The 26,748-nt window shown below is 65.8% G+C and carries 33 protein-coding genes; 24 read left to right on the top strand and 9 right to left on the bottom strand.

Annotation, left to right across the window (positions count from 1 at the left end; genetic code table 11):
• On the bottom strand, positions 1 to 265 hold a 265-nt coding region (locus AC1DVT_RS05855; protein WP_477387311.1), incomplete at its 3' end, for a hypothetical protein.
• Between the two features lie 837 nt (positions 266 to 1,102).
• On the opposite strand from AC1DVT_RS05855, the gene AC1DVT_RS05850 reads away from it, so the two are divergent.
• The 8 genes from AC1DVT_RS05850 (at position 1,103) to AC1DVT_RS05815 (ending at position 5,436) form a co-directional block, all read left to right on the top strand.
• Entirely contained in the window at positions 1,103 to 1,963 is an 861-nt protein-coding gene (locus tag AC1DVT_RS05850) for an alpha/beta fold hydrolase (protein ID WP_477387309.1), read from the top strand.
• Between the two features lie 53 nt (positions 1,964 to 2,016).
• Entirely contained in the window at positions 2,017 to 2,814 is a 798-nt protein-coding gene (locus AC1DVT_RS05845) for a strictosidine synthase (protein ID WP_477387307.1), read from the top strand.
• A 119-nt stretch (positions 2,815 to 2,933) separates the two neighbouring features.
• The gene (locus tag AC1DVT_RS05840; protein WP_477387305.1) at positions 2,934 to 3,554 is read left to right on the top strand and encodes a TetR/AcrR family transcriptional regulator; all 621 of its coding nucleotides are present in this window, start codon (positions 2,934 to 2,936) and stop codon (positions 3,552 to 3,554) included.
• Positions 3,460 to 3,726: a cellulase-like family protein gene (locus AC1DVT_RS05835; RefSeq protein WP_477387303.1), complete on the top strand. Its 267-nt coding sequence runs from the start codon at positions 3,460 to 3,462 to the stop codon at positions 3,724 to 3,726. Before AC1DVT_RS05840 ends, AC1DVT_RS05835 begins: the two co-directional genes overlap by 95 nt.
• Positions 3,727 to 3,841: 115 nt before the next feature.
• On the top strand, positions 3,842 to 4,147 hold the full coding sequence (locus AC1DVT_RS05830) for a nucleotidyltransferase family protein (RefSeq protein ID WP_477387301.1): 306 nt from the start codon (positions 3,842 to 3,844) through the stop codon (positions 4,145 to 4,147).
• Positions 4,137 to 4,496: a HepT-like ribonuclease domain-containing protein gene (locus AC1DVT_RS05825; protein WP_477387299.1), complete on the top strand. Its 360-nt coding sequence runs from the start codon at positions 4,137 to 4,139 to the stop codon at positions 4,494 to 4,496. Before AC1DVT_RS05830 ends, AC1DVT_RS05825 begins: the two co-directional genes overlap by 11 nt.
• A 374-nt stretch (positions 4,497 to 4,870) precedes the next feature.
• Positions 4,871 to 5,122 carry an addiction module protein gene (locus tag AC1DVT_RS05820; protein ID WP_477387297.1) on the top strand — a complete coding sequence of 84 codons (252 nt, stop codon included), beginning with the start codon at positions 4,871 to 4,873 and terminating at the stop codon, positions 5,120 to 5,122.
• A gap of 95 nt (positions 5,123 to 5,217) precedes the next feature.
• Positions 5,218 to 5,436, top strand: coding sequence for a hypothetical protein (locus AC1DVT_RS05815; RefSeq protein WP_477387295.1), 219 nt, complete (start codon positions 5,218 to 5,220; stop codon positions 5,434 to 5,436).
• A 180-nt stretch (positions 5,437 to 5,616) separates the two neighbouring features.
• Here AC1DVT_RS05815 and AC1DVT_RS05810 read toward each other — a convergent pair whose 3' ends face one another.
• The gene (locus tag AC1DVT_RS05810) at positions 5,617 to 6,465 is read right to left on the bottom strand and encodes an SDR family NAD(P)-dependent oxidoreductase (protein WP_477387293.1); all 849 of its coding nucleotides are present in this window, start codon (positions 6,463 to 6,465) and stop codon (positions 5,617 to 5,619) included.
• Between the two features lie 201 nt (positions 6,466 to 6,666).
• Between AC1DVT_RS05810 and AC1DVT_RS05805 the strand changes: the two genes are divergently transcribed.
• Both AC1DVT_RS05805 and AC1DVT_RS05800 read left to right on the top strand, forming a co-directional pair.
• Complete coding sequence (locus tag AC1DVT_RS05805; protein ID WP_477387291.1) at positions 6,667 to 7,011, top strand: carboxymuconolactone decarboxylase family protein; 345 nt, start codon at positions 6,667 to 6,669, stop codon at positions 7,009 to 7,011.
• Between the two features lie 33 nt (positions 7,012 to 7,044).
• A complete protein-coding gene (locus AC1DVT_RS05800) occupies positions 7,045 to 7,752 on the top strand; it encodes an SDR family NAD(P)-dependent oxidoreductase (RefSeq protein ID WP_477387289.1) in 708 nt (235 codons plus the stop codon).
• A gap of 34 nt (positions 7,753 to 7,786) precedes the next feature.
• Here AC1DVT_RS05800 and AC1DVT_RS05795 read toward each other — a convergent pair whose 3' ends face one another.
• The gene (locus AC1DVT_RS05795; RefSeq protein ID WP_477387287.1) at positions 7,787 to 8,089 is read right to left on the bottom strand and encodes a hypothetical protein; all 303 of its coding nucleotides are present in this window, start codon (positions 8,087 to 8,089) and stop codon (positions 7,787 to 7,789) included.
• Positions 8,090 to 8,529: 440 nt separating this feature from the next.
• On the opposite strand from AC1DVT_RS05795, the gene AC1DVT_RS05790 reads away from it, so the two are divergent.
• Positions 8,530 to 9,351, top strand: coding sequence for an alpha/beta fold hydrolase (locus AC1DVT_RS05790; RefSeq protein ID WP_477387285.1), 822 nt, complete (start codon positions 8,530 to 8,532; stop codon positions 9,349 to 9,351).
• Positions 9,352 to 9,525: 174 nt separating this feature from the next.
• The gene (locus tag AC1DVT_RS05785) at positions 9,526 to 9,885 is read left to right on the top strand and encodes a protein-L-isoaspartate carboxylmethyltransferase (protein ID WP_477387283.1); all 360 of its coding nucleotides are present in this window, start codon (positions 9,526 to 9,528) and stop codon (positions 9,883 to 9,885) included.
• Between the two features lie 27 nt (positions 9,886 to 9,912).
• On the opposite strand, the gene AC1DVT_RS05780 is transcribed toward AC1DVT_RS05785, so the two are convergent.
• Together AC1DVT_RS05780 and AC1DVT_RS05775 are read right to left on the bottom strand one after the other, a co-directional pair.
• Entirely contained in the window at positions 9,913 to 10,257 is a 345-nt protein-coding gene (locus AC1DVT_RS05780) for a peptide ABC transporter permease (RefSeq protein ID WP_477387281.1), read from the bottom strand.
• A complete protein-coding gene (locus AC1DVT_RS05775) occupies positions 10,254 to 10,601 on the bottom strand; it encodes a DUF7882 family protein (RefSeq protein ID WP_477387279.1) in 348 nt (115 codons plus the stop codon). The genes AC1DVT_RS05780 and AC1DVT_RS05775 overlap by 4 nt, the downstream gene beginning before the upstream one ends.
• Before the next feature lie 156 nt (positions 10,602 to 10,757).
• Here AC1DVT_RS05775 and AC1DVT_RS05770 point away from each other — a divergent pair, with 156 nt between their 5' ends.
• The gene (locus AC1DVT_RS05770) at positions 10,758 to 11,186 is read left to right on the top strand and encodes a MarR family transcriptional regulator (protein ID WP_457101870.1); all 429 of its coding nucleotides are present in this window, start codon (positions 10,758 to 10,760) and stop codon (positions 11,184 to 11,186) included.
• 45 nt (positions 11,187 to 11,231) lie between these two features.
• On the opposite strand, the gene AC1DVT_RS05765 is transcribed toward AC1DVT_RS05770, so the two are convergent.
• Positions 11,232 to 12,104, bottom strand: coding sequence for a helix-turn-helix transcriptional regulator (locus AC1DVT_RS05765; protein WP_477387277.1), 873 nt, complete (start codon positions 12,102 to 12,104; stop codon positions 11,232 to 11,234).
• A 101-nt stretch (positions 12,105 to 12,205) separates the two neighbouring features.
• Between AC1DVT_RS05765 and AC1DVT_RS05760 the strand changes: the two genes are divergently transcribed.
• Both AC1DVT_RS05760 and AC1DVT_RS05755 read left to right on the top strand, forming a co-directional pair.
• Positions 12,206 to 13,468 (top strand): multidrug effflux MFS transporter, encoded by a 1,263-nt coding sequence (locus tag AC1DVT_RS05760; protein ID WP_477387275.1) that lies wholly within the window; start codon positions 12,206 to 12,208, stop codon positions 13,466 to 13,468.
• 34 nt (positions 13,469 to 13,502) lie between these two features.
• A complete protein-coding gene (locus AC1DVT_RS05755; RefSeq protein WP_477387273.1) occupies positions 13,503 to 14,516 on the top strand; it encodes a zinc-dependent alcohol dehydrogenase family protein in 1,014 nt (337 codons plus the stop codon).
• Positions 14,517 to 14,566: 50 nt separating this feature from the next.
• On the opposite strand, the gene AC1DVT_RS05750 is transcribed toward AC1DVT_RS05755, so the two are convergent.
• A complete protein-coding gene (locus AC1DVT_RS05750) occupies positions 14,567 to 15,382 on the bottom strand; it encodes an IclR family transcriptional regulator (RefSeq protein ID WP_477387271.1) in 816 nt (271 codons plus the stop codon).
• Positions 15,383 to 15,530: 148 nt separating this feature from the next.
• Between AC1DVT_RS05750 and AC1DVT_RS05745 the strand changes: the two genes are divergently transcribed.
• Positions 15,531 to 16,520: a PDR/VanB family oxidoreductase gene (locus AC1DVT_RS05745; protein WP_477387269.1), complete on the top strand. Its 990-nt coding sequence runs from the start codon at positions 15,531 to 15,533 to the stop codon at positions 16,518 to 16,520.
• Between the two features lie 9 nt (positions 16,521 to 16,529).
• Positions 16,530 to 17,732, top strand: coding sequence for a cytochrome P450 (locus AC1DVT_RS05740; RefSeq protein ID WP_457101876.1), 1,203 nt, complete (start codon positions 16,530 to 16,532; stop codon positions 17,730 to 17,732).
• Here AC1DVT_RS05740 and AC1DVT_RS05735 read toward each other — a convergent pair.
• Entirely contained in the window at positions 17,729 to 18,838 is a 1,110-nt protein-coding gene (locus tag AC1DVT_RS05735; protein ID WP_477387267.1) for a LysR family transcriptional regulator, read from the bottom strand. The two genes, AC1DVT_RS05740 and AC1DVT_RS05735, sit on opposite strands and share 4 nt — an antisense overlap.
• On the opposite strand from AC1DVT_RS05735, the gene AC1DVT_RS05730 reads away from it, so the two are divergent.
• From AC1DVT_RS05730 to AC1DVT_RS05700, 7 genes are all read left to right on the top strand, one after another.
• Positions 18,831 to 19,847 carry a VOC family protein gene (locus tag AC1DVT_RS05730; protein ID WP_477387265.1) on the top strand — a complete coding sequence of 339 codons (1,017 nt, stop codon included), beginning with the start codon at positions 18,831 to 18,833 and terminating at the stop codon, positions 19,845 to 19,847. The two genes, AC1DVT_RS05735 and AC1DVT_RS05730, sit on opposite strands and share 8 nt — an antisense overlap.
• A 91-nt stretch (positions 19,848 to 19,938) precedes the next feature.
• A complete protein-coding gene (locus tag AC1DVT_RS05725) occupies positions 19,939 to 21,072 on the top strand; it encodes an FAD-dependent monooxygenase (protein ID WP_477387263.1) in 1,134 nt (377 codons plus the stop codon).
• A gap of 73 nt (positions 21,073 to 21,145) precedes the next feature.
• A complete protein-coding gene (locus AC1DVT_RS05720; RefSeq protein ID WP_457101880.1) occupies positions 21,146 to 21,823 on the top strand; it encodes a fumarylacetoacetate hydrolase family protein in 678 nt (225 codons plus the stop codon).
• A complete protein-coding gene (locus AC1DVT_RS05715; protein WP_477387260.1) occupies positions 21,820 to 22,830 on the top strand; it encodes a phosphotransferase family protein in 1,011 nt (336 codons plus the stop codon). Before AC1DVT_RS05720 ends, AC1DVT_RS05715 begins: the two co-directional genes overlap by 4 nt.
• Complete coding sequence (eno, locus tag AC1DVT_RS05710; RefSeq protein WP_457101882.1) at positions 22,827 to 24,125, top strand: phosphopyruvate hydratase; 1,299 nt, start codon at positions 22,827 to 22,829, stop codon at positions 24,123 to 24,125. The genes AC1DVT_RS05715 and eno overlap by 4 nt, the downstream gene beginning before the upstream one ends.
• Positions 24,122 to 25,063, top strand: a complete 942-nt coding sequence (locus tag AC1DVT_RS05705; RefSeq protein ID WP_477387258.1) for a C-terminal binding protein — start codon at positions 24,122 to 24,124, stop codon at positions 25,061 to 25,063. Before eno ends, AC1DVT_RS05705 begins: the two co-directional genes overlap by 4 nt.
• Positions 25,064 to 25,100: 37 nt before the next feature.
• Positions 25,101 to 26,105, top strand: coding sequence for a fumarylacetoacetate hydrolase family protein (locus AC1DVT_RS05700; protein ID WP_477387313.1), 1,005 nt, complete (start codon positions 25,101 to 25,103; stop codon positions 26,103 to 26,105).
• 38 nt (positions 26,106 to 26,143) lie between these two features.
• Here the strand turns inward: AC1DVT_RS05700 and AC1DVT_RS05695 are convergent.
• Positions 26,144 to 26,748: LacI family DNA-binding transcriptional regulator (locus AC1DVT_RS05695; RefSeq protein ID WP_477387256.1), on the bottom strand; the 605-nt coding region annotated here is incomplete at its 5' end.

Here is a 26,748-nt window from a genome sequence, read left to right as displayed (position 1 = left end):
GCGGTGTGCCAACACTAAGGCTTGGATCGGGCTCAGTCTTGACGACCCGACTCGGTGTGCACCCCATCGATCCGGTCGAGAAGCCGATCCAGCCCGTCGTCGAAGAGGTCGGCATAGCCGTGCTGTTCGGCAGCGCGATGTTGCTTGGCGCATCCGCGCCGATCGAGCCGATCTTCTTGGTCGCGATCGTAGCGCTCTCCATGGCGCGAATCCTCTTCGGTACAGGGGCCGAGTCGCTCGTGCAACTCTCCTCCAGTTCGTCCATGCGCGGCCGCGCTGTATGTCCTCGTCATGGCGGGAGGGCAGACCGGGGGAGCGCTCTTGATCGGATGGATCGCCGAGACACGGGGCGTGCATGTCGCCTTCGCCGTAGCAGGGGGTGTCCCATTGGTCGCGGCTGTTGTCGTGGGCATCAACCTCGCCCGACAGCGGCGCCTGCGCCTGCGCTTCGACCTGAGACGTCCGTGGCGTCTGATCCGCATCGACCATCGGAAGTAGCCCCATGCAGAAGCAGTTCATCGGCGGCCTCACCTCCGGCGCAACCAAGGGATGACAGCGAGTGACCAAGCCAATCAGAGTCGGCGTCGTCGGATGCGGGCAGATCGCGCAGATCATGCACCTGCCCTACCTCCTGGACAACCCCGCGGTGGATGTCGTCGGCATCTGCGACATCTCACCGACCGTGCTCGAAGACCAGCGACGTATCGAATTCCGTTCGCGACGACCGACTTCCGGGAAATCATCGACCACGCGAATCTCGATGCCGTCGTGCTGCGCACGTACGACCACTACGAGGCCGTTCACTACGCGTTGTCCCGCGACAAGCACGTGCTCGCAGAGAGGACGCCCGAACGAATTCGGTTCCGATGCCGCCGTTCGCGCCGGTGACGAGGACGACGGCGTTGGTGAGAGATGTCATTGGATCACTTTCTGGCGAGATGGTCTCGGGGTCAGAGCAGGCCGTGCTGAGCGTCGACCCGGGCGGCGAATGGCACTTTGTGAGAGCCCTCATATATGAGTATACTCAGGAAAACTGACAATGGCATCGCGATCGCCCGCTGACCTACCACGTCATCGACAGCCGAAGAAGGAGAACCTCATCATGAGATCGAAGAACACCGAACCCGTGGTCGCGTCCTATGCAGAAGCCCCGACGAAGACCATCACCGCGGGCGGCACCACCTTCGCGTACCGCGAACTCGGACCGAAGGGCGGCATCCCCGTCATCTTCTTCGTCCACCTGGCCGCGACCCTGGACAACTGGGACCCTCGGATCGTCGAACCGATCGCGAAGAACCGGCACGTGATCACCTTCGACAACACCGGCGTCGGCGCCTCGTCCGGCACAGTCCATGGCACGATCGAGGAAGCCGCCGACGACGCGCATACCTTCATCGCAGCCCTCGGATTCGAGACGATCGACATCTTCTCGTTCTCGATGGGCGGCATGATCGCCCAGGATCTGGTGGTCAAGCACCCCGACCTCGTCCGCAAACTCGTTCTGACCGGCACCGGCCCTCGAGGCGGGAAGGATATGGACAAGGTCGTCGGGGTGACCTACTGGGACATCTTCCGTTCCGTCATCACCCGATCCGACCCGAAGGAGTTCCTGTTCTTCAACCGCGACGAGGCAGGCAAGAAGGCAGGAAAGGCCTTCGTCGAGCGACTCAAGGAACGGACGACGGACCGGGACGAGCCGATCACCAACAAGGCGTTCAGCACTCAGTTGAAGGCCATTCAGCGTTTCGGCCGCTCTCAGCCGTCCGACCTGTCGGTGCTCACCCAGCCGACCCTGATCGCCAACGGCGACAACGACCGGATGGTCCCGTCGGTGCTGTCGCACGACCTCCAGGCACGCATCAAGGGCAGTGAGCTGATCATCTACCCCAATTCCGGCCACGGCGGCATCTTCCAGTACTGGGAGAAGTTCGGCCCCATTGCCGCGACGTTCCTCGCGGAGTAGACCGTGGCATACCCGCACGGACACAACGAACGAACGACACCGGAGGAGTCATCATGAGCAACACGACACCGGCGCCCGATGCGTCGAAGCACTTCAGTTCGTCGATCCTGCTGTGGGTGCGCAGCGACCAGGCGCGGCAGACGGGCATGGACTACTGGAGAGGCCCGCACTCCGGGATCATCGCGAGCACGCCCGGACTCGAGGAGTATCGGCAGATCCACCTCGCCGAGGAGAATCCCGGCATGTGGCCCGCCACCGAGAGCGTCGAGACGCAGATCCCGATCGACCGGAAGATCGACGGCATCGCCGAAGTCACCTTCGAGTCTGCCCTGTCGCCGCTGGCCGGTCGCAAGCAGACGGCACTGGCTTACGCGGACGAGATCAATGTCTTCCGCCGCACTCTCCTGTATGCAGGGCCGCCGAGCTCGTCCCGCTGGTACAACGTCGCGCCCGGAGAGAAGGTCGGATCACGCGTCATCGTCTACCTCCGCCGCCGCGAGGGCGTCGGGACGATCGCGTTTCACAAGTTCATCAAGAAGACTCTTGTGCCGGCCATGGCCCGTGCCGGAGTTCTCAAGGAACTTCGGACGCAGGTGTTCCTCCCGTGGAGCGAGAAGCTGTGGGACACGCCCAACGTTGCGCACGATAATCCCGAGGACCAGCACTTTCACGCGTCGGTCATTCTCGGCTTCGCCGACCACGGAGCGCGAGATGGCTTCTTCTCGGGTACGGATATCGCCCAGGTCACTGAGGCCATCGTCCCGTTCGCGTCAGCGGTTCACGCCTACGACGTCACGGCCACCCTCACGTACGTGAAGGACGGCCGGGTCCTTCCGCACTACGAGGAGTAGCGCGTGGTGGCGGGGCACCGTGAAGGTCACGCGAGAATGATGCGGGGCGCATTCGAGCCCGGTGGGGCGTGACAGTGGCCTCTACCGACCGCAGCCCCCGAACACTTCAGGAGGACACCATGACTCTCGCCACCCCGCCGATCGGCCGGCGTGAGCGGAACAAGCAGCAGAAGCTCGACCGCATCATCGACGCCGCTCGTGAACTGTTCGCTCAGCATGGCGTCGACGAGGTCACGACCCAGCAGATCGCAGAGAAGGCCGATATCGGCGCGGGGACCCTGTTCCTCTATGTGAAGACCAAGGGTGAGCTCCTGCTCCTCGTGCAAAATGCCGCCTACGCCGCAGCCCTGGACAGAGGCCGGAAGGATGCCGCAGGCAATGCCGGCGTCGTCGATGCCGTGCTGGCGCTCATCCGCCCCATCGTCGAGTGCAACCGCACCCAGGTCGACAACGGCCGCACCTACCTGCGAGAGATGGTCTTCGGCGACCCTACCGAGCCCCGCCACAGTGAAGCGCTCGACATCGTGGCAAGAACCGAAGAAGCAGTCGCGACGATACTTCAGCGCTCCGGAGGCATCGAAGAGACCCACGCCACGACCGCATCGAGAATCATCTCCGCGGTGATGTTCGTCAGCATGGCGGCCAGTGTCAACGTCGATTCCAGCGTCGATCAGATCATCCACGAGATCGGGCAACAGATTCGCGTGCTGCTTCCGCCGTCAACAGACGTCATCGGGTAGCGGCCGCAGCTTCAGTGTCGACCGATGGCGCGGGATCGCCACCAGCAACTTCTGCGGCCCGCAATACCGGGGCATGTGGGACGACGTGCCATGGCATCTCGAACTGACTACACCAATCCACAGCGGGCCGATTACCTCCCGACGCGACGCCAACGACGGTGTCGTCGGCTGATCGCACGATTGAAGGCGGGGAAGGTTCCCGACCGTGCCAGGACCCGCGCGTGGCGGCAGCTTGCCGGTACCTCTTTCCCGGGCGGGAGCAGTGGGCGCCTGGGTAGACTCGCGGCATGGCGCTCAGGCTTGTTGTCGATCGTGAGGCGATGGCGCGCGTGTGTCGAGCGCGCGGGGTCCGGCACATGCGGGTGTTCGGCTCGGCGACTGGGGAGCGGTTCGATGCGTCCCGCAGTGACGTGGACCTGCTCGTCGAGTTCGACCCGAGCGTGGTCGATCTGTTCGACGCGTACTTCGGGCTCAAGGAAGACCTCGAGGGTCTTTTTGGTCGTCCGGTCGACTTGGTGATGGCGGATGCCGTACGCAACCCCTACTTCCAAGCGGGTGCGCTCGCGACCGCTGAGGAACTGTATGCGGCCTGAGTCTGCAGCGTTTCTGTGGGATGTGCGCGGCGCGGCCGACCTGATCGCGGCGTTCATAGACGATCTGGATGAAGACAGATACGTGCACGATGAACTGCGTCGCTCGGCAGTGGAACGGCAGCTCGAGATCATCGGCGAAGCGCTCAACAACCTGCGACGAGTTGACCCTGAGACGGCGGCGCGGATCTCGGACGTGAAACGGATCATCGGGCTGCGGAACGTCCTTGCTCACGGCTACGCCGTTGTCGATGCACGCGTGGTGTGGGCGGCTGCATCCACTCGCGTCCCGGAGTTGAGAGTTGCTGTCGACGAGCTCCTCGGGCCGCTGCGGGGACTGGCCGGCGCCTGAGCACGCACCGGCTTCAGCGCATGAGCGCCGACTCGAGTCGGACAGCCCAGGTGACCCCCAGGTGACCCCGAGCATCCTGAGGATGCCGACTCTCGGTGATTCTGGAGTGTTTGGAGTGCGTGAGTAGGCGGTTCTGACGGGGTTTGTCCCTCCGCGGAGCCGCGATTTCACCCTGCTAAGGTGGAGACCCCTCACGGGGTTCGAGGGTTCAAACGTCCGGTTGGTACTGCGCTGGGTCGTGACGACTTTGCTGACTTCGTTGCCCTCGACTCGGAAGTTCGGGCAGACGTTCCAAGCGGAGTAGGTAACTTCTGGACTGGTGCGGACGTAGTTGACGCTGACTCGTCGTCGGTCGGTCGCCGTACACTCGGAGCATGACTCCGAAGCTCGCGGACTACATCGAGGCAGGCAAGGCGCTCGACGCGGACGAGCGCCTCGAGGCGGCCCACCAGCTTCTGCTCAGTGTGGACCGCGACGTCGACGCGACCGAGGCTGAGGTCGCCTCGTCGTGGGATGAGACCATCGACCGCCGTGCCGAGGACGTCGTGAGCGGCGACGCGGAGCTTGTTGACGGGCGCGAGGCGCACGCTCGAGTCCGCGCTGAGATCGCGGCCACTCGTCTGTGACGTTCACCTGGCGCGAGCACGCTGACGCGCTCGATGAGTACCGTGCCGCCGCGCAATGGTACGAGTCGAAGCGTCCCGGGTGAGGCGAGGTCTTCATGGATGCTGTCGATGCCGCGATCGAGAGCCTCCTCGATCCGTCGATCACCTGGGGTTTCTACCGTGATCGGCAGCGCACCCCGCAGGTGTACTCCCGCAGCATCCCCGGCTTCCCGTTCGACGTCGTCTACCTTCGGATCGACGACGAGATCTACGTCGTCGCGTACGCACACGAGAGACGCCGACCGGGCTATTGGGCTCAGCGGCTGAGCGACTGATCAGAGCAGCCAGGTTCGTGCGTCAGTTGACGCCCATTATTTACGCAAGTCATGCTCGCCGGCGCGGCGCCACCGTCAGCCCCCGTGATTCCGTGGGCGTGCGCGATGGAGACCGAGGGAATCTCTCCCTCGAACCCCTCAGCGACTGGCCGACGAGTTCAGTGGACGACTGTGTGAACTTCAGACAGGGCCGTCAGTGTGGTCGAGTCCTGTGGAGAGTTCGAGGTAGGCCGCGGCCTGCTCGATGAGTTTCTGACCCTTCTGCTGCACCGCCTGCACGGCGTCCGCCCCGGCTACCCATCGCGCCGGCGGCTGGTCGAGTTCGACCACTTTCACAAGGCTGGACGCGAGCTTCGCKGGGTCGCCGCTCTGCTTTCCGTTCATCGACTTCCATCCCTCGATCGTGCTCGCGGTGTCTGCGTAGTCCTCGATTGAGAGGTCGGGCCAGAGGGTCGAGGCTCCTTCCACGAGAAGTTCTGTGCGGAAGAAGCCGGGTTCGACGGCGGTGACATGGATGCCGAACTGCTCCACCTCTTCACGCAGCGACTCGCTCCAGCCCTCCAGCGCGAACTTCGAGGCGCCGTATGCGCTGCCGAACCCGCCCGAGACAATACCGGCCGTCGAGGTGATCGTGAGAACGTGTCCCGATCGTTGCCGCCGCATGACAGGCAGCACCGCGCGCGTGACGTTGAGCGGCCCGAAGAAGTTCGTCTCCATCTGCGCACGGAACTGCTCCGGCCTGATCTCTTCGAAGTATCCGGCCTGAAAGCTGCCGGCGTTGTTGACGAGCACGTCGATGCGGCCGAAGCGGTCGATCGCGGCTTTCACGGCCGCGTCGATCGAGACGCTGTCGGTTATGTCGAGCGAGACGGCGAGGAGGTCTTTGTGCTCTCCCACAGCCGCAACGATCTTCGCAGCGTCGCGGGCGGTGGCGACGACGCGATCACCGGCAGCGAGCGCCGCCTGAGCGATGTCCACGCCCATTCCGCGCCCGGCGCCCGTGATGAGCCAAACCTTCGTCTCCGTCATGTTCTGCCTCCGTGATTCTCAAGACTTGCTCTGGCTGCACAGGTGTCATCTGGCACGTGTTCGAGCAAGGTCGTTTCGCCAACCCACGACGGACACTACGCGGAGGCCGGGTGACGAGGGATGCTCTGCCAGTACACCTTCCAGCAGAGCCTCCCGGGCCCGCACAGATCGGTGTTCCATGGGTTTGAGGGAAGGATCATCATGACCGACAATGCAGGAACGGGCTGGACGGGCGGACACAAGGCGGTCGGAGACATCGCGCCCGCGCTCGCTCAGTACACCGACAAGGTGCTGTTCGACGATGTGTGGGAGCGGGTGGAGCTGTCCAAGCGGGACCGAAGCCTGCTGACGGTAGCCGCACTGGTCGTCCTGGGGAACACCGAGCAACTCCGCTTCCACTTGGACTTCGCTCGTCAGAACGGCGTCACCCAGACCGAGCTGATCGAAGCGCTGACCCACCTCGCGTTCTACGCCGGTTGGCCCAAGGCCATGGCCGCAGTAGGCGTCGCCAGAGACGTCTTCGGCAAATCAGAGACGGAGCACTGACCTGATGGGCAACGTGGCTCGCGAGGCACCGGCATGGCGCTGATCCTCGTGACCGGGGCCTCGACCGGGCTGGGGCTCGACGCGGCGATCGAGCTCGCGAGCCATGACCACGATGTGGTGGTGCACTCCCGCACTCCCGATCGGGTACCGGGCGACGCAGCCCGCTGGGCGGGGGCCGTGGTTGGTGACCTCTCCGATGTGGAAGCGACCCGCGATGTCGCCCGCCAAGCGAACGGGTTCGGCCGGTTCGACGCCGTCATCCACAACGCTGGGACGACGCGGGCACACGAGGTGGTGCCGGTGAACATCGTCGCGCCCTATGTGCTGACGGCGGCGATGCTCAAGCCTGCGCGCCTGATCTTTCTCAGCAGTTCGATGCACCGCGGCGGCTCCGTCGACCTCGATCGACTGGCATCTGCGACTGCGACCTACAGCGACACGAAATTGTGGGTGACGACGCTCGGCCAGGCTCTTGCTCATCGATGGCCCGACACGACCAGTCACGCCGTCGACCCGGGCTGGGTTCCGACTCGTATGGGCGGTGCGGCTGCGCCGGACGATCTCGTCGAGGGCCACCGAACTCAGACTTGGCTGGCGACCAATCCCGATGTCGGGCCCGCCACCGGTGGGTACTGGCATCACCGTCGCACGCAGACTCCGCACCCCGCAGCGACCGACGCCGACTTTCAGGCGCGCCTCCTCGTCACACTCGCCCGACGCAGCGGTATCGATCTCGATTGACTTCTCCTCGCCCGAGCGGGATCGCCCGGGCAAGTCAGCGGGCGAGCGACTCCCAGTCGACGTCGAGCATGCGGGGCTTCCGCCGCGAGATGCGTGCGCGCAGGACCGTGCCTACGGCCGGCCAGTACCTGCGGTCGAGGACGACTTCGGTCTCGAGGGTCTCCGGCTTCAGTTCAGGGGCCTCGAGCTGGAGCGTCATCTCGCACTTCTGGTAGCGGCCCCGGGGCTTCGGGGCCGAAAGCGAGAGGATCCGGACCGTGCCGCGCATCGCATCCGCCATCGGGGAGTGCGTCAGCCGTTCGAGCTGCTCCGCCGCGTCCTCTTCCCAGTCCTCCATGGTCCTCAGGCTAGCTTTTGTGCGGCTGTCGCCGCTCCGTGGTGGTCGAGAGTATTCCAGCGCGGTCGCCTCTGGCCTGCTTCATCGCCCTCCTCCGCGTGTGTCTCAGTCCGAAGGTGGTTCTCGGCGTCGCGAGCCACGGCTATCGCGCGGGCTCGGCCAAACCGTGCGGATCGTGGGAGAGGGTGAGGCGGCCGCGCAGCTACGGATGGTGATGACGCCGAGGCCGGCGGGCACCCGCGTCGGTAGCCGCTCCCGGCGCTGCAGCACGCCAATGAGTCGCTTCTCCCAGCGGAGCGTCGCGCAAACCTAGGTATGCGCGACGGATGTCGCGATGTGCGTACGCCCGTAGCGTTCCCCACAGATCGCAGGTCCACCGACTGCGCACTCGCATCACCGAACTCATCGACRAACTAGGGAGTTGGACGATTTTGAACATCATGCCCGTCAACGGTCGGCACGCTCTGCGCTGGACCCTCGCCCTCGCCGGCGCTGCTGTACTCACTGCCCTCTCGGTCGCCTTGCCGGCCTCCGCACAGGACAAGGCGGCACCACCACCTGAATCGCTGCCCACGGTGGTGCTGGTGCACGGCGCGTTCGCGGATGCGTCGGGATGGAACGGCGTCACCGAGCGTCTGCAGAAGAAGGGGTTCACGGTGATCGCTCCGGCCAATCCGCTGCGCGGTCTCACCGCGGACTCCGACTATCTGAAGACCGTGCTCGCCACGATCCCCGGCGATATCGTCCTCGTCGGGCATTCCTACGGCGGCGCCGTCATCACGAACGCCGCAACCGGGAACCCGAATGTGAAGTCGCTCGTGTACATCGCCGCCTACGCATTGGCCGCGGACGAGAATGTGCTGGCTGCCAATGCGCTCGGCGGTGGCCACAACGACTTCGCCGATCATCTGATCTTCCGTCCGTTCGGCCCGGGCGCGACGGACCTTGACGCCTACATTGATCCGGCGTTCTTCCGCGATCTGTTCGCCGGCGACCTCGCCAAGAAGCAGGCGGCCGTCTTGGCCGCCTCGCAGCGTCCCGCCGCCCTCCCGACACTCCTGACCCCGTCCGGTGCGCCTGCCTGGGAGACCATCCCGAGCTGGTACCTGGTCGCTGGTGGGGACCACACCATCCCGCCGGAGGCCGAACGGGCGATGGCGGCTCGCGCCGGATCGACGACCATCGAAATCGACAGCTCGCACGTCGCGATGATCAGCAATCCGGATGTCGTCACTCAGATGATCCTGGACGCCGCGAAGTAGCGCCGGGCAGTCGACGCAGAGGGGGCGGGGCCGCGTCCCGCTCCCTCTCGCGTGACCTCACCGGCCGCTCACGTCACCGGCGCCCCTCACAGGGGCGCATCAGGTGGTGCCGCCGTCGCGTAAAATAGATCAGTGCCTCCCTACGCCCGGCACAGGAAGCACCACGGTGATCACATGCCTTACCGCGATCAGGCGACAGTGGACGGCTGGGTGCGCGAGTTCCTCGAGTCCAACGCCAACACGCATATCGAAGTATCGGTGCTCGACAAGGATTTCACGGCTGGACCCGATTCCGGGTTGGTGGTGGTGTCGCTGCGCAACGCGTCGACCCTCACGTATATCCAGCCCGCAATGCGCGATGGCGCGCCGCACTGGCTCGTCACCTTCGAGGCCCGTCGTGAGAGCTTCGATCTCGACTTCGCCGGCGTCGCCCAGCTCGCCGCCGATCTATCCCTCATCTCGCGCATCTGCGAGCATCTGCAGGTCAAGACCGACGTCGCACTCCAGCTGAAGGCGGCGGGTTCGGCGGGCTGAGCCGGCGGCGGACGCCTCCCGACCCKGTCATCCCGTCAAGAAGAGCGCCCCTGCGCTGACCATGAGTGTCGCGGCGACAAGACCCGATGACGTCGCAAGCCGGCGTGCCATCAGCTCAGCGGAGGCGCGGGATCGGCGCGTGCCCATTCGCTTGACCTCGAGCACGGCCCGCTGAGCCTCGCGCAGCGAGTAGTAGCGGCCGACGGGCGTCGAGTGGCCATCGACGGCGACGAACGTGCCGTGGGCCGTCGACTCGACGAACCCGAGGTACTCGCCGTTACGCGTGCCGACGCGCAATCCCGGCTGCACCTCATTCCATCGCACCGCAGGGGGGATCATGAGCGGGTGGGATGACACAGCGGGAGCGCTCACGCTGCACGCTCCAGCAGCGAGCGGACGATGGGCACCGGAAGCTCGTCGGGCTCGCAGAGGTCGATGGTCAAGCCGCTGGATGAGCTCGCCGCCTTGGCCATCTGCTCCAGGTAGTCGCGGTCGAGTTTCTCCGCCTCGGCCGAGTCCAACTCGAACCGCAGCGGTATCGAGCAGTGCAGCCAGATCGTGGAGCGGCCGCCGGGCACGCCGTCGGGGTGCCGCCAGCTGACGGAGAAGCTCTCGGAACGCCGGAGCTTTGTCGTGGCCAGCACGCGAAGGTGAGTGAGAGTGCGGTCCGGCATCTCGATCGGGTCGGTGCCGATGCCGTAGTAGAGACGTCCCATTTCCTTGTCTTTCGCTCGGTGAAGCAACTTGCTAGCGAGATTACACACATCATGAATCGCTAGTCAAACTACTTTTATTGATTCGTGTATTGTTGACTTCTGAGAAGTCCGGGGGGCGATATGAACGAGACCGCGACTGTCACGGACAGTGACTCCGTGGTCGCTGCGTACCGCAGCTTCCGCAGCGCCGACGCGGCCTGGCATGAAAGGGTGCGCGCGGCTACAGGGATGGGCGACAACGAGCTGCGGGTAGTCCAGTACCTGCTCTACGCCCGGCGTGAAGGTCGAGATGTCAAGCCGACCGAGATCGCCCGCCACCTTGGAATCTCGTCAGCCTCGACCACGGCGCTCCTCGATCGCCTGGAGCGGGGCGGCTCGCTCCAGCGTCTCAGCCACCCGACTGATCGGCGCAGCATCCTCATCTCCACCACCCCGGAGGCCGAAGCACGGCTCTCCGCAACCGTCGAAGAGTACGATCGCCGCCTCGCACGCCTGGCCGCTGAGTTGACTGACGATGAGCGCGGCGCGGTCGAGAGGTTCCTCGCAGGCCTCACCGAGGCGGCGGACTCGATCGCAGCCGAATAGGACCACGCCTCGCGTGCAGCCCGGAGGCCGCGGTCCTGCGGCGCATCAGGAAGAAGTCTCGACCACCTGTGGGGTGCTCCATGAGGCGAGGAGTCTGAGCCGCTCGGCTGAGGGCGACCCTGGTTCGGCGGTGTAGATCATCAGCACCTGACCTGGTTCGGCGGTGATGACGAGTTCCTCGTACGCGAGGATCACCTCGCCGATGATCGGGTGGATGAACCGCTTCGTGCCTGCACCGTGGGTTCGAACGTCGTGCGCACCCCATAGCCGCCGGAAGACATCGCTGCGGGTGGAGAGTTCGCCGACGAGGTCTTGGAGTCCTTTGTCGTGCGGGTCGCGGCCGGCTTCTGCGCGCATGATCGCGACGCACATCTCGGCGAACAGGTCCCAGTCGGGGTAGAAGTCATGGGAGGCGGGGTCGAGGAACTGGAACCGGGCAAGGTTCGGGGTGCGCCCACCGTCACCGATGAGGGGTGCGTAGAACGCACGCCCCAGCGCATTGGTCGCGAGCACGTCCTGGTGCTGATCGCGGACGAACGCGACGCCGTCGGTGATCGCCGACAACGCCCACTGCAGGCTCGGTCGCGGCGTGGCCGCCTTCGCGGCACGACGTCGCGGACGACCGGACGAAGGGATGCCGTCGGCGGCGCGGGCGAGGTCGAACAGGTGGGCGTGTTCGGTGTCATCGAGCTGGAGCGCGCGCGCGATGGCGTCGAGTACGGATGCCGATGCGCCGGCGATCGCGCCGCGCTCCAGCTTGGCGTAGTACTCGACACTCACGCCGGCGAGGGTGGCCACCTCGGTGCGGCGCAGCCCGGCGACGCGTCGATTGGCGCCGCTCGGAAAGCCGGCCGCGTCGGGGGTCACCTTCGCGCGTCGCGACATCAGGAATTCGCGCACCTCGGCTCGGTTGTCCATGCCGCCATCGTAGGTCGGCCCATCCGAGCGAGGGGTGCCCTGCTGGTACACCTCTCATCAGGAACTCCCTCACTCGCGTGGAACGCGGTTGTGTGGGTGTCATGCCCGCGACATCCCTCACCCCCGTCCGGCCCGCGATCGGCAGATTCGTCCCGACGCTGCTGCTCCTGCTCACGGTCTTCGGGCCGATCTCGATGGACCTGTATCTGCCGGTGCTGCCGGCCCTCACTGTCGAGTTGGATGCCGCGACCTCCGTCGCGCAGCTGACCGTGACCGCGTGCCTGATCGGGCTCGCGCTCGGGCAGCTCATCGCCGGGCCACTCTCGGACCGGTTCGGCCGTCGCGTCCCGCTGCTGGTCGGGCTGGTCGCGTACGTGGTGACATCGGCGATGTGCGCGGTGAGCCCGAGCATCGAACTGCTCATCGTCGCCCGCGTGGTGCAGGGCCTCGCCGGTGGGGTCGGAATCGTCATCGCGCAGGCCGCGGGACGCGACCTGTACTCCGGTGGCGCACTGATCCGCTTCTATGGGCGGCTCACCGTGCTCGCCGGCCTCGCGGCGATCGTCGGACCGCTCATCGGCGGGATGCTGGCGACCGTCGCCGACTGGCGGGGGCTGTTCCTCTTCCTCGCGGCGATCGGCGCAGTCATCCTGCTCGCGACCCTGCTCGGTTTCCGAGAGACACTTCCGGCGGGCCGGCGCACGTCGGGCGGATTCCGGCAGACCGGCCGTGACTTCCGCGTGCTGCTCTCCGACCGGGTCTTCGTCGGCGCCGTGCTCGTCACCGGACTCGCGAACGCCGCCGTGTTCGCCTACCTCGCCGGCGCCACCTTCGTGCTGCAGGGCATCTACGGGTACTCGCCGCAGCAGTACGCCATCGCGTTCGGGCTCAACTCCGCCGGGTTCATGATGTTCGGCTTCCTCGCCGCCCGCACCGCCGAGCGGTGGAGCATCCGCGGCACGCTCGTCGTCGGTATCGTCATGTGCGGACTCGGAGCGGGCGGGCTCCTCCTGGCGGGCCTCACCATGGTCCCGGTCGTCGTGGTGAACGCCTCGCTCTTCATCATGGTGAGCGGCGTCGCCGTCACCACTCCGCCCACCACCACGCTGGCGCTCGCGGAGTACCCGCAGATCGCGGGCACCGCATCGTCGCTGCTGGGAATGGCGCGTTTCGCATTCGGCGCCATCGCAGCGCCGCTCGTCGGCATCGCCGGCGCGACCAGCATCCTCCCGCTCGGTCTCGTCACCGTCACCTCGATCGCGCTCGCCACGATCGCCTACGCGACACTGATCGCGCGGCCATCCCGCACGCAGCAGCTGCCCTCGGCAACAGCGCAGTCAGCAGCGCATGCGGCAATGCACTGACCGCCACCCGTCCGCTGTAAAAGAAGGAGACCCCATGCGTGGAGTCATCATGCACGCCCCCGGCGACGTCCGCGTCGAAGACCGAACCAACCCGGTCATCATCGAATCCACCGACGCGATCATCCGCATCACCGCGTCCTGCATCTGCGGCTCAGACCTCTGGCCATATCGCGGCACGGACCCGGTGTCGGACACACCCATGGGCCACGAGTACGTCGGCATCGTCRCCGAGATCGGCGCCGACGTGACGTCGCTGCACGTCGGCGACTTCGTGGTCGGCTCGTTCTTCGCCTCAGACAACACTTGCGAGATCTGCCAGGCCGGCTACCAATCACGCTGCGTGCACGCCACCGGGCTGGACGGCACCCAGGCCGAGTACGCCCGGATCCCGTTCGCCGACGGAACCCTCGTCGCAACCCCTGGCCAGCCTGACGCCGACCTGATCCCGTCGCTGCTCGCCGCGTCCGATGTGCTCGGAACAGGCTGGTTCGCCGCCGTCGCCGCCGAAGCCGGCCCCGGCAAGACGGTCGCGGTCGTCGGAGACGGCGCGGTCGGCTTGCTCGGCATCCTCGCCGCCAAGGAACTGGGTGCGGAGCGGATCATCGCGATGAGCCGCCACGCCGAACGGCAGGCGCTGGCACGCGAATTCGGCGCGACCGACATCGTCGTGGAGCGCGGTGACGCGGGTGTGGCGAAGATCAAGGCGCTCACCGACGGGCTCGGCGCCCATAGCGTGATCGAGGCGGTCGGCACCCAGGAGTCGATGATGCAGGCAATCCGAGCCACCCGTCCCGGAGGACACGTCGGCTATGTCGGCGTCTCGCACGACGTCGCACTGCCCGGCCTCGAACTGTTCTTCTCCGGTGTGCACCTCCACGGCGGTCCCGCACCCGTACGCCGCTTCCTGCCTCAGCTCATCCAGCTGATCTGGGACCGCAGGATCGACCCCGGAAAGGTCTTCGACCTCACGCTCCCTCTCGACCGGGCCGCCGACGGGTACAAGGCGATGGACGAACGCCGCGCCACCAAAGTGCTCCTCACCGTCTGAACAGAGCGAGGTGACCCCAGGTGACCCCGCCTCAGCGGGCGACGTGCTGGTCACTCGCCAAGCTGCTCCCGGTACCGCAACCGGGTCATGTAGTCCCATGACCTCGCGCTCACGCCGGGCAGCGGCTGGCTCTCTGGCGTTGACGGGTATGCGGAGTAGGCGTCTCGAAGACCGCGCTCGATTCCCTTGGCCGCGATGGCGAGGACTTCGACAATCGGCAGTGGTGAGCTTCCGTCGTTCGGAACGACGGCGCCGAGTGCTGCGTATACCGAGGAGTCCGGACCTCTGACTGGTACGGCGACCCCGCGGGACTCCTCATGGATGTGGCCCTCGCTCACCGCGTAGCCGTCGATACGGGCGCGTTGCAGCGCAGCTTCGAGTTGCGATCTCGTGCGGATCGTGTGGGGTGTGTAGGCGTGAAGCCCCGCTGCCAGGACGTCGTCGAGGGTGGTGCGGGGTGCGTGCGCGAGGAGAACGAGACCGCTGGATGATGCATACAGGGGGAGGCGTCCGCCGATCAGGACGGTGTTGACGACGCCGTCAGGATGCGACAGGCGGTCGATGAACAGCACGTCCGTTCCCGCGAGCACGCCGAGTTGGGCGTGCTGACGGATGCGGGTGTGCGCTGCCGCGAGCCAGGATCGGGCAATTTCGCGAAGTCCGGGTGCCCCGGGCGTATGCGCTGCGAGCTCCCACAGTCGCAGGCCGAGGCGATACGTGCGGTCCGGCATCCGCTCCACAAGCCCCTCGTTCTCCAGGTCGCCGAGCAGGCGGTGCAGTGTGGAGGGCGTCATCGTCGTGGCGCGGGCGAGCTCGCTGAGGGTCAGAAAGGGCTGCAGCGAGGTGAACGCGCTGAGAACGCGCATGTGCCGGTGAAGAGTGGACTCCCCAGCCGATCTCCGCGCCACGGCTTCCCCTTTCGCATCATGCGAATATCGCAGACCCACAGTACTGCGGCTTGCCTAACGTGAGATTGCGATCACAGAGGATCGCGTGAGCGGCAAGGAGGCCGTGATGATCAGGACGCCACTCGCCCCCGCGATCGGTGTGGCTTCGACACCGGTGAACGCACGCGGAGCCGTGGTGGTCGTCGACAAACGTCGTCTCACCGATGAAGTCGTGGAGTTCACGCTCGCACGCCCCGATGGGTCGCGCCTCCCGGACTGGGCCCCAGGCGCGCACATCGACGTCGTTCTCCCGGATGGCGTCACGCGGCAGTATTCGCTCTGCGGTGACCGCTGGGATGCCCTCACCTACCGGATCGCCGTACAACGCGAGCCGGAGGGACGCGGCGGGTCCGCCGCACTGCACGACGACGTGAACGAAGGCGACATCCTCGGCTTCGGGGGTCCGCGCAACAACTTCCGATTGGCTCCGGCCGCGAGGTACCTGTTCGTGGCTGGTGGCATCGGCATCACCCCGATGCTGCCGATGATCCGGCAAGCGGAGATGCTCGACATCCCCTGGCGTCTGCTCTACCTCGGGCGCTCTCGCGATCGGCTTGCGTATCTGAGCGAGCTCGACCCGCACGGCGACCGCGTGCAGTTTCAGTTCGCGGACGAGGTGGGTCGCGCTGATCTGAGTGCTTGGCGCCCGGAGGATCCCTCGACCCGCGTCTATGCGTGCGGACCGGAGCGACTCCTCGATGAAATCGAGTCCTGGGGATCCAGTGGTCCTGGACTTCCTCCCAGAACGGAGCGGTTCACCGCGTCGGCGGCAGCCCTCGCAGGTCCGTCGATGCCTTTCCAGGTGCACGCTGCGAGATCCGGTGTCACCGAAACGGTCGCTCCCGGGGAATCCATCATCGCGGCTCTTCGACGTAGCGGTGTCGACATCCTCAACTCGTGCGCCCAGGGCGTCTGCGGCACCTGCGAAACGGCCGTCCTCGAAGGCACTCCCGATCATCGCGACACACTCCTGGATGATCGCGAGCGCGCCGAGGGCACGTGCATATTCCCCTGCGTATCGCGGTGTGCCGGAGACCGAATCGTGCTGGACCTGTAAGGAGATCACATGAGCCTCGTGACCACGGCGGAAGCGCCGCACAGTAACATCGACCCGTTCTCGGCGGAGTTCCTCGCCGATCCGCTCCCGCACCAGGAAGCGCTGCGGGAACTCGGGCCAGTCGTCTACCTAGACGCCTACGACGTCTTCGCCGTCGCCCGATACGCCGAGGTCCACCAGGCGCTGACCGACTGGCAGTCGCTCCAATCGGGTGCGGGCGCGGGACTGGCCAACTTTCGGCATGAGAAGCCCTGGCGCCCCCCGAGCCTGCTGCTCGAGGCAGACCCTCCGCGGCACGACGCCCCGCGCGCGGTCCTCACCGCACTGCTGTCTGCCCGACGACTGCGCGCCCTGGAGGAGCAGTGGCGCACGGATGCCGTCGCTGTCGTCGATGAACTCCTGGCAGGAGGTCCCGAATTCGATGGCGTGACGGATCTCGCTGAGGTCTTCCCCCTGCGCGTCTTTCCGGACGCGGTCGGCATCGGGAAGAGTGGTCGGGAGCACCTGCTGCCCTACGGCGACTTCGCCTTCAACGCCTTCGGCCCTCAGAACGACCTCCTCCAGCGCGCTGGGGAGAACATCGCCCCGACGATCGCGTGGATCGGCGAGCAGTGCCGCCGCGAGAACCTGGATGATCACGGCTTCGGTTCGCAGATCTGGGGCGCGGCCGATCGAGGCGAGATCACCCACGAACAAGCCCCTCTGGTCGTGCGCTCGCTGCTGACTGCCGGCGTGGACACCACGGTGACCGGCATCGCGTCCCTCCTGCACGCGGTGGCCACCACCCCAGGGGCATGGGAACGACTGCGCGCTGACCGCTCGCTGCTGCCCCGAGCATTCGAAGAGGCCGTACGTTGGGAATCCCCGGTGCAGACCTTCTTCCGCACCACGACCGCTCCCATCGAGATCGCCGGAGTATCGATTCCAGCCGAGCGGAAGGTGCTGATGTTCCTCGGCGCCGCGAACCGGGATCCTCGGCGATGGAGCGTTCCGGATCGCTTCGACCTTGATCGCGATCCCTCCGGCCACGTCGGCTTCGGGATGGGCATTCATCAGTGCGTCGGGCAGCATGTCGCCCGCTTGGAGGCCGTCACGGTCCTCGACGCGCTGCTGGACCGTATCGAAACGATCGAGCTGGCGGGCGCGCCGGTGCGCCATCTGAACAACACACTCCGCGGATGGGAGCGGATTCCGCTGCGATTCTCCGCTTAGGCCCTGCTCGGCTGAGCATCCGCCTGGGTCTTGCCGTCCAATGCCGGCGGAGTCGCCTCGAGCTCGGCAGCGGCCCGCGCAAACAACCCACGCATCCACTCGTGCTCCGGATCATTGCTGAACAGCGGATGCCACCAGAGCGCGGTCAGCACCGGTGTGGAATCGAACGGTGGAGCCACGGCGACGAGGCCTCCCAGTCGGACGAACCGTTCCGCAAGCCGACTCTGAACCAAGGCGAGCCGCGGGGTGCCGACGATGAAATCCGCCATTGCCAGGAAGCTCTCGACCACCAGATCGACCGCCGGCTCGATACCCAGATTCTGGAGCTGGCGAGAGATGAGGGTGAACGCCGATCGTGACTGGTACGTGTAGACCCAGGAAGCCGTCGACAGATCCTCGACGGTCAGCCCCTGGCGTACCGCCCCGTTGTCTGCCGAAGCGACGATCGTCCAGGTGTCATGCCAGAGGTCTTGATAGGGCAGCGCGTTGAGGAATCCATGCGGAAGAACGATGCCATCGGCGGACCGAAGTCGTGATCGAGCGTCGTCCACGATGTCGGGGCTGTGCAGTTGGAATCGCAATCGCACGTCTGGCGCCTCTGCGGCGGCGGCTCGCGCAACCATTGGCCCAATGGTGCTCAGTGCGTAGTCGGATCCATAGAAGGTGAACTCGCGAGTGGAGTGCTGCGGACTCCACTCCGCTTGGATCGCGAACACCCGCCGTGCACCCTCAAGTGCGATCGCCGCATGAGGTGCGAGGCGGGAAGCCAGCGGCGTCAGATCGAAGGAGTTCCCTCGACGCACCAGGATCGGGTCTGAGAACTGGATCCGGATGCGCCGCAACGAGGCGCTCAGCGCCGGCTGGCTCAGCCCCAGGCGCTCGGCCGCTCGGCTGACACTCCGCTCGGTGATCAGTGCGTCGAGTGCCAAGAGAAGGTTCAGGTCCAGTCGCGAAAGCTTCGGAACGTCGGACATCGCGAACCCCCGTGGATATAACGTCGTTGGATATCGGCTATGCCAAATCTCATCTTCCTTTATACCCCTGAACTGACGGATCCTGTCAGAACGAGCCACCGCGGGCTCGAGGAAAGGATCGATGATGATCAAGCTTCTTGCCCACCTGTCGTTCGTGACGATCACGTCGCCGGACGTCGATGCGTCTGTGAAGTTCTACGAAGACCACGTGGGGCTGACCGTCGTCGACCGAACCGACGACGCCGTGTACTTGCGCTGTTGGGGTGACTACTACAAGTACTCCCTGGTGATCGTGGCCGGGGACGCGCCGTCGCTGGCAACCATGGGGTGGCGCACTTCCAGCCCTACCGCGCTCGAGGAAGCCGCCAAGCGAGTTGAGGCGGCGGGGGTGGTCGGTGAGTGGTTCGAAGACCCCGGGCTTGGTCGTGCGTACCGGTTCATCGGGCCGTGGGGACACAGCCTGACGCTGCACTGGGACGTCGCCCGTCACCAGCCCTCGGCCGCTTCAGCGTCGATCTACCCCGATCGCCCCGAGAAGCGGTCCAAAGTCGCCGGCGCGCCGCGTCAGCTGGACCACATCACGATCGCCGCGAGCAACGTCGATGCGTTCACCGAGTGGTACCGGGACGTCCTCGGCTTCCGGTTCATGGCTCGCACCGTGCTTGACGAAGCGCCGCTCTCGGTGTTCTCGGTGCTGACGACGAACGAGAAGTCTCACGATCTTGGCGTCGTGCTCGACGGCTCGACGATGCCCGGTCGGTTCAACCATGTCGCGTTCTGGGTAGACACTCGGGAAGAACTGCTCATCGCCGCGGACACGCTGATGGAGAACGGTCACCCCATCGAGTACGGCCCCTCGGTGCACGGTATCGGCGAGCAGAGCTTCCTCTACTACCGGGAGCCGTCAAGCCTGCGCATCGAGCTCAACACAGGCGGCTATCGCAACTACGTGCCGGACTGGGAGCCCAACACCTGGAAGCCGTCGCTCGGCTCGAACAACTTCTACCGCAACAGCGCCATGCCGATGTCGATGACGGAGTCTTTCCCAGCAGCTGACGGCCCCAGCGCGACCGAGGAGGGGGTGCCCGAGGAGATCCGGGAAGCCCTCGTCAACCCGTACGCCCAGCATGGCCGAGGCTGACTCGGGCCCACGCCCCAGCACGGGGAAGGCCACTCGCGCGGGCCTTCCGGGGAACCACACCACCAACCAACCAGAACGAGGAGGTTCTGACATGACCGCAGTCAACAAGGTCGCCATCGCAGGATGCGGAGTAGCCGGCATGGCCGCCGCCATCGCACTCGCCAAGGCGGGCCTACACGTGGACATCTTCGAGTCCAAGCCCGAACTCAGCGCGCTCGGCTCGGGCATCACCCTGCAGGGAAACGCACTGCGTGCCCTCGATCAAATAGGTGTCTGGCAGGATCTGCTCCCGCTTGGTGCCGCCGTCGATGGCCTCACTTTGCGGCTCCCTGGTCCGGGCGCACCGATTCTGCAACAGCTCCCCGAAATGAAGAACGGCGGCCCAGACTACCCAGGCACGTTCGGCGTCTACCGCCCCGAGCTCGCCGGAGTGCTCCTGTCTCACACCCTCGCAGCCGGGACGACCGTCCGATTCGGCGCGAGTGTGACCCGTGTGGAGGTGACCGGCGACGGAGTGGAAGTGTTCGTCGACGATGTGTCAGTCGGCGTCTACGACCTCCTGATCGGCGCCGACGGACTCAACTCCGTCGTACGTGATCTGATCGGCATCGAGGTGAAGCCACAGCCGACCGGGATGGGGGCGTGGCGTTCCTTCGTCTCACGCCCTCCCGAGGTCAACTCCTCCGAGCTGTTCTATGGCGGACCGGTCTACATCGCCGGCTACACCCCGACCGGCGATGACACGATGTACGCGTTCCTCGTCGAAGCCGCTCAGGACCGCGTCGGAGTCTCGGACGAGGAAGCCATGCGCATCATGATCGACGAGTCGCGCGCCTACCAGGGACCGTGGGACTCGATTCGGGCCGACCTCGAAGCGGGTGCACACGCGCATTACACCTGGTTCACTCAGCACCTCGTGCCCGCGCCATGGAACCGTGGCCGCGTCGTCCTCATTGGCGACGCCGCGCACAGCTGCCCGCCCACGATCGCGCAGGGCGCCGCTCAAGCGCTCGAGGATGCGATGGTGCTCACGGAACTGCTGCTCGGTCGCGACTCTCTCGACCAGCAGCTGTGGGATGACTTCCACCAGCGCAGGGTGCCTCGCGCGCAGGCCGTCGTGGAGGCGTCCGTCCAGCTCGGCCAATGGCAGATCGACGGCGACCGCGACGCAGACGCCGGTGGTCTCATCTTCGGGCTGGCGCAGAAGATGGCGCAACCGGCATGAATGTCCTGGCCGATATGTCCCTCCGATCACTGGACAACTACGGGCACGCTCGTCCCAAAAGGGCGCAAGGACGATGACGGGGAGCGGGAGCCGGCTCGCGCTCGATGCGCATGTGGCATCGGCCGAGTCGGCGCCCGGCCACCTGATCGGCTGGAAGGCGGGCCTCGGGGGCCCCGGCGCGATCGACACGCTCCACCTGCAGGGCGCCCTTGTCGGGCGCCTGGTCCGAGAGGGACAGCTGTCCTCAGGGACGACCGTCTCGGTCGCGGACTGGGTGGACCCTCGTCTCGAGCCGGAGATCGCGGTGCGGATCGGACGGCGACTCACCGGCGACGAAACCCCCGAGAGTGTCATCGACGCCATCGCCGAGGCGATGCCGGCATTCGAACTCGTAGATGTCACCGGGACCCTCGACGATGTTCCAGCCATTCTCCAGGCGAACATCTACCACCGCGCGATCGTACTGGGCGCACCCCTCGATCCTCTCGAGGCTCTTCAGGGTGCGCTGCCGGTCACGATCATTGCCGGGGCGCGTACGGTGGCGCATCGCAAGCGTGCAACGGACGCCATCGGCGGCATTGCCACCGTGATCGCTCATGCGGCGCGTGCCGTCGCGGCCGCCGGAGAGGCAGTCGAATCTGGACAGCTGGTGATGACCGGCTCGCTTGTCGCACCGATACCCGTCGTGGCCGGGCAGGACTACCTCGCCGACCTCGGGCGACTGGGTGTCGTCTCGTTGAGAACGTCATGACGAGCGCGACCGACTTGCTCGATGAGGAGAGTGTCATTGCCTGGGCGTACGCGCACGGAGTGATCCCCTCAATACGTGGCGTGCGCGCGAAGGGATTGTCAGGGGGCATCTCCAATGTCGTGCTCGCCGTCCACTCGGGCGACCGAAGTGCGGTGGTCAAACAGTCCCTTCCCGAACTTCGGGTGGCAGAGAAGTGGGAGTTCGACCGAGCCCGCGTTGTCACGGAGCGAAAGGCAATCTCCTACCTGTCGACGATCATCCCTGGTCACGTGCCCGAGGTTCTCGCGGTCGACGACGAGCACTTCGCGTTCGCGATGACGATGGCCCCTCCGCCCGGCGAGGTCTGGAAGACACTGCTGATGCGCGGCGAACTCGACCCCGGTACCGCCGGCGCGGCAGGCGCAATCCTCGGCCACATCCAGACCGCCTCGCGATCGGATCGCGAGTTGCTCGCGGACTTCGACGATCGGATGCCGCTTGTCCAGGGTCGAATCCAGCCGTACCACCTGACGGCCGCCGCGAAGAATCCTGACGTTGCTGACATCATCACCCGACATGCCGACCAGCTCGTAGCCGCCCGTGACGTACTCACGCTGGGGGATTTCGCGCCGAAGAATCTGCTGGCGTACCCCGACCGGGTTTTCATCATCGACCTCGAGGTCGCCCACCTCGGCCATGCGGCATTCGACCCGGCATTTCTACTCACCCATCTTGTGTTGAAGAGCCTCGTGCTGCCGTCGCGCGTCGATGACCTCGCCACCTTGGCAGCCACCTTCTGGAGTGCCTATCAGAACACCGCCGGTGAGCCCGCCGCCGAGAGTGACGTGCGCGTTGCGCTCGGCTGTCTGCTGCTCGCCCGGGCGGATGGCAAATCTCAGGTCGAGTATCTGGGCGCCCACGCACCCAGCGTTCGGGCAGCCGCCAAGGATCTGCTCACGAGTGATGTCGACACCCCGATCCACGAGAGCGTCGCACGCGCGCTCCACACCCTCGGAGGGACCCAATGACCACCCACTACATCGATTCTGTGATCGGACGCGAGATCCTCGATTCGCGTGGTCGCCCGACTGTCGAGGCGGAGGTGCGCCTGAGTGACGGGCGTTCCGTCATCGCCAGTGTCCCTTCAGGTGCCTCAACCGGACGCCATGAAGCAGTCGAACGCCGCGACGGTGATCCGCAACGCCATCGAGGAAAAGGGGTGCGGCAGGCGGCGAACTCCATCAGCACCGAGATCTCTCGCCGTCTCGAGGGCATGCCCGTCGACGGCCATCAAGTCGATCGCGCCCTGATCGATCTGGACGGAACGGAGGACAAGAGCCGACTGGGGGCCAACGCCATCTTGGCGACGTCCCTCGCCGTAGTTCGCGCGGAGAGCATCGTCGCCGGCCGGCCACTCTGGCGGCACCTCTCCGGAGGCCGCGATGTGACATTGCCCATGCCGATGGTGAACATCATCAGCGGTGGCCTGCACGCAGGGAAGCAGTTGGACTTCCAGGACTTCCTCATCATCCCCGTCGGCGCGGAGCGCTACAGTCAGGCGCTCGACTGGATCAGCGATGTCCACGCGGCCACCGCCGAAGTTCTCAGCCGCCGAGGCTACTCGCTGCTGCGTGCCGATGAAGGCGGGTACGGCCCCGCTCTCTCCGGCCATGAAGAAGCTCTCGAAATACTGGACGCTGCCGTGGAGTCGGCAGGACTTCGCCTCGGCGAAGACATCGGGTACGCACTTGACGTTGCCGCATCCCATTTCTATGACGAGACCCGCGATGTCTACCACCTAGCCAGCGAGGGCCGAGATCTCACTGCCACCGACGTCATCGACCTCCTGGAGGGCATGGTGGACCGGCATCCGATCCTGTCCATCGAAGACGGCCTCGCCGAGGACGATTGGGAACACTGGCCCGCCCTGGTAGAGCGGCTCGGAACCCGTATCCAGGTCATCGGCGACGATCTGTTCACCACGAATACCAAGCGTCTCGCTCGTGGCATCAGCGAGCACTCCGCCAACGCCGTCCTCGTGAAGATGAACCAGATCGGAACCATCTCGGAGACGCTCGAGGTCGTCGTCCAGGCGAAAGCCGAGGGATGGGCGACGATCATCTCGGCGCGATCCGGCGAGACGGAGGATCCCGCGCTCGCCGACCTCGCCGTCGGCTGGGCCGGCGGGCAGATAAAGATCGGCTGCGTCACGCAATCCGAGCGACTCGCCAAGTACAACCAGCTCACCCGCATCGAACAGCAACTGGGCGACCTTGCCGTGTTCGCCGGCCGCGCCGCCCTCGGCGGAGGAGCAGGACAATGAGCGCACCCAAGATTCTGATCACCGACTACACCTGGCCGGACACCGCAGTGGAACGGCGAGTGCTCTCGGAGCTCGACGCGGAGGTCATCGAAGCTCCGAACGGTGACGAGCACACCCTCGTACGGCTCGCCGAGGGCGTATCGGCGATCATGACGTGCTTTGCGCACGTCACCCCCGCGGTCATCGATGCCGCCGCCGCGACTTTGAAAGTCGTTGCCCGCTACGGCGTCGGCGTCGACAACATCTCTGTCGACGCCGCCACCCACCTTGGGATACCGGTCACGAACGTCCCGGCATACTGCGTCGACGAAGTAGCGGAGCACGTGCTCGCGATGATCTTCGCCCTCGAACGAGGCCTTCCTACCTACGATCGCGCTGTCAGGGACAACGACTGGCGACTCCGAGCAGATCTCGGTACCCGACGCATTCGCGGGCGGACAGTAGGAATTGTCGGCGGGGGCCGCATCGGCTCCGCGCTCGCCGAACGCTGCGAGGCTCTCGGCATGCGGGTGCTGATCCACCACCCGCGTTCGCCTCACCTCGGCGACCCTTCGCTGTTCGAGCTGCTCGGCCAATCCGACTACGTGTCGCTGCACGTACCTCTCACGCCGGCTACCGCCCACATGGTCAATGACGACTTCCTGCGGGCGATGCAACCCGACGCCTACTTGATCAACACCGCACGCGGAGCCGTCGTCGACCCGGGGGCCCTGGAGCGTGCACTGAAGCTCGGGTGGATCGCCGGAGCAGGAATCGACGTGTTCGAGCCGGAAATCCTTCCACCTGGACACCCCCTGCTCGCGCAGGCGCGCCTGCTCGCCACCCCACACACGGCCTTCTCGTCGCGGGAGTCGATCGCCTCACTGGCTGAGCAGGCGGCGCAAAGCGTGGTCGACGTCCTGACGGGCAGGACACCGGCCAGCGTCGTGAACCAATGACTACGCAAGCCCCTGAGGATAAAAACGCTTGGATGACGTGCTCGAAGCGAAGGACAACGCCATGACCGATCATGATGCCCCACCTGTCTCGACCGATGCGTTTGGAGTCGGCACCTTTGTCGATTCCGACGGCGCATTCCCGGGAGTGGTGCGTGACAACACGGTGTACGACGCCAGGCCGGTGGTCGGGCGTGATGCGACCCTGCGCGACCTCCTCAGCGACTGGGACGCATGCCTGGATTCGCTGGCGGAGTTCGTCTCGACCCAGCCCCAGGGGCGCTCTATTGCCGACGTCGAGATTCTGCCGCCCGTACAGCCTGTCGGACAGATCCTCTGTGCGGGAGCGAACTATAGACGTCACGTTCAGCAGATCGTGGTCAGCACCTTCCGGAACTCGGGTGACCTGCGGTCAGATGAAGAGCTTCGAGATCTCGCGCTCCAGACGGTGGAGCGCCAGACGCATTCTGACCCCTTCATGTTCGTGGGTCTGCCATCCGCAGTCTCCGGCGCACGCGATGACATCGTCCTGTGGTCTCCCGGCGAGCAGCACGACTGGGAGATCGAACTCGGGGTTATCCTCCAGCATTCGATACACCGCGTCTCGCCCGAGGATGCGATGAGTCACGTCGCCGGGTATGTGATGAGCAATGACCTCACGGTGCGTGACGTCATGTCCCGACCGGGTATGCCTCTTACCGACTTCCTGACGTCCAAGAACGGTCCCACCTATTTCCCTACTGGGCCCATAATCCTTCCGGCTCGATTCGTGCAGGACTACCGCCGTCTGCAACTCACCCTTCGGGTCAATGGCGAAATCATGCAAGACGAGTCGGTCAGCGACATCATCCATGGTGTTGAGGCGTGCGTCAGCTACGCATCTCACCGCGCCTGCCTGTCGGTCGGTGACATGATCCTGACCGGATCACCCGCAGGCAACGCCGGCCACCACGGGAACCGATGGCTGCGTCCCGGCGATGTTATTGAAGCAACCATCACTGGCCTCGGCACTCAGACCAATCGATGCGTCGCTCCCTCGCGGTAGACGAACAGCATCAAGGACATGTCAGGAAGTTTCGGGGGTCAGTCCCGCCACCAGGCGTCGCCCAGCGTGGAGCRCCGCGGCACCAGATGCGGCGACAGCACGACCGACCGGTTGGCGACTCCGGGATTCGCGATCTTCTCCAGGAGGAGGTCGGCGGCGGTGCGGCCCATCTCCTCGCCGGGCTGACTGACCGTCGAGATCGGGATTGCGCTCTCGGACGCGAAGTGGTTGTTGTCGTAGCCCGTCACTGCGATGTCGCCGGGAACCGAGAATCCGGGCAGGTCTGCCAGCACCTGCACGAGGCCGATCGCGAGCAGATCGGATGCCGCAACGATGGCGTCGTATGTTCCGGCGCCGCGCTCGACGATGAGCTGCGCGGCCTGCCGGCCGTGGCGGATGTTTAGCCCCCGTGTCTCGAGCACCTCGAGGTGGGCGCCGGGAACACGGTCGACCTCGGCTGATGCGCCTCTGTGACGATCGCCCACAGCGGTGAGGGTAAGGGGTCCGCCGACGAAGAGCACCCGTCGCGCACCGCGATCGAGCACGTGCGACGCGGCGAGTGCTCCGCCGCGCTGCTCGTCAACCGCGACAGACGAGTAGGCGTTCGTCGCGGACGTGAAGTTGACGAGCACCGTCGGGGTGG

The sequence above is a fragment of the Microbacterium sp. P2_F9 genome (assembly GCF_056403635.1).
This window is presented reverse-complemented; position numbering and strand designations above follow the sequence as displayed.

Coding starts and splice junctions, on each gene's coding strand:
- AC1DVT_RS05850 (WP_477387309.1), top strand. CDS start 1,103: ATGAGATCGAAGAACACCGAACCCGTGGTCGCGTCCTATGCAGAAGCC.
- AC1DVT_RS05845 (WP_477387307.1), top strand. CDS start 2,017: ATGAGCAACACGACACCGGCGCCCGATGCGTCGAAGCACTTCAGTTCG.
- AC1DVT_RS05840 (WP_477387305.1), top strand. CDS start 2,934: ATGACTCTCGCCACCCCGCCGATCGGCCGGCGTGAGCGGAACAAGCAG.
- AC1DVT_RS05830 (WP_477387301.1), top strand. CDS start 3,842: ATGGCGCTCAGGCTTGTTGTCGATCGTGAGGCGATGGCGCGCGTGTGT.
- AC1DVT_RS05825 (WP_477387299.1), top strand. CDS start 4,137: ATGCGGCCTGAGTCTGCAGCGTTTCTGTGGGATGTGCGCGGCGCGGCC.
- AC1DVT_RS05820 (WP_477387297.1), top strand. CDS start 4,871: ATGACTCCGAAGCTCGCGGACTACATCGAGGCAGGCAAGGCGCTCGAC.
- AC1DVT_RS05815 (WP_477387295.1), top strand. CDS start 5,218: ATGGATGCTGTCGATGCCGCGATCGAGAGCCTCCTCGATCCGTCGATC.
- AC1DVT_RS05805 (WP_477387291.1), top strand. CDS start 6,667: ATGACCGACAATGCAGGAACGGGCTGGACGGGCGGACACAAGGCGGTC.
- AC1DVT_RS05800 (WP_477387289.1), top strand. CDS start 7,045: ATGGCGCTGATCCTCGTGACCGGGGCCTCGACCGGGCTGGGGCTCGAC.
- AC1DVT_RS05795 (WP_477387287.1), bottom strand. CDS start 8,089: ATGGAGGACTGGGAAGAGGACGCGGCGGAGCAGCTCGAACGGCTGACG.
- AC1DVT_RS05790 (WP_477387285.1), top strand. CDS start 8,530: ATGCCCGTCAACGGTCGGCACGCTCTGCGCTGGACCCTCGCCCTCGCC.
- AC1DVT_RS05785 (WP_477387283.1), top strand. CDS start 9,526: ATGCCTTACCGCGATCAGGCGACAGTGGACGGCTGGGTGCGCGAGTTC.
- AC1DVT_RS05775 (WP_477387279.1), bottom strand. CDS start 10,601: ATGGGACGTCTCTACTACGGCATCGGCACCGACCCGATCGAGATGCCG.
- AC1DVT_RS05765 (WP_477387277.1), bottom strand. CDS start 12,104: ATGGACAACCGAGCCGAGGTGCGCGAATTCCTGATGTCGCGACGCGCG.
- AC1DVT_RS05760 (WP_477387275.1), top strand. CDS start 12,206: ATGCCCGCGACATCCCTCACCCCCGTCCGGCCCGCGATCGGCAGATTC.
- AC1DVT_RS05750 (WP_477387271.1), bottom strand. CDS start 15,382: ATGCGCGTTCTCAGCGCGTTCACCTCGCTGCAGCCCTTTCTGACCCTC.
- AC1DVT_RS05745 (WP_477387269.1), top strand. CDS start 15,531: ATGATCAGGACGCCACTCGCCCCCGCGATCGGTGTGGCTTCGACACCG.
- AC1DVT_RS05740 (WP_457101876.1), top strand. CDS start 16,530: ATGAGCCTCGTGACCACGGCGGAAGCGCCGCACAGTAACATCGACCCG.
- AC1DVT_RS05730 (WP_477387265.1), top strand. CDS start 18,831: ATGATCAAGCTTCTTGCCCACCTGTCGTTCGTGACGATCACGTCGCCG.
- AC1DVT_RS05725 (WP_477387263.1), top strand. CDS start 19,939: ATGACCGCAGTCAACAAGGTCGCCATCGCAGGATGCGGAGTAGCCGGC.
- AC1DVT_RS05720 (WP_457101880.1), top strand. CDS start 21,146: ATGACGGGGAGCGGGAGCCGGCTCGCGCTCGATGCGCATGTGGCATCG.
- AC1DVT_RS05715 (WP_477387260.1), top strand. CDS start 21,820: ATGACGAGCGCGACCGACTTGCTCGATGAGGAGAGTGTCATTGCCTGG.
- eno (WP_457101882.1), top strand. CDS start 22,827: ATGACCACCCACTACATCGATTCTGTGATCGGACGCGAGATCCTCGAT.
- AC1DVT_RS05705 (WP_477387258.1), top strand. CDS start 24,122: ATGAGCGCACCCAAGATTCTGATCACCGACTACACCTGGCCGGACACC.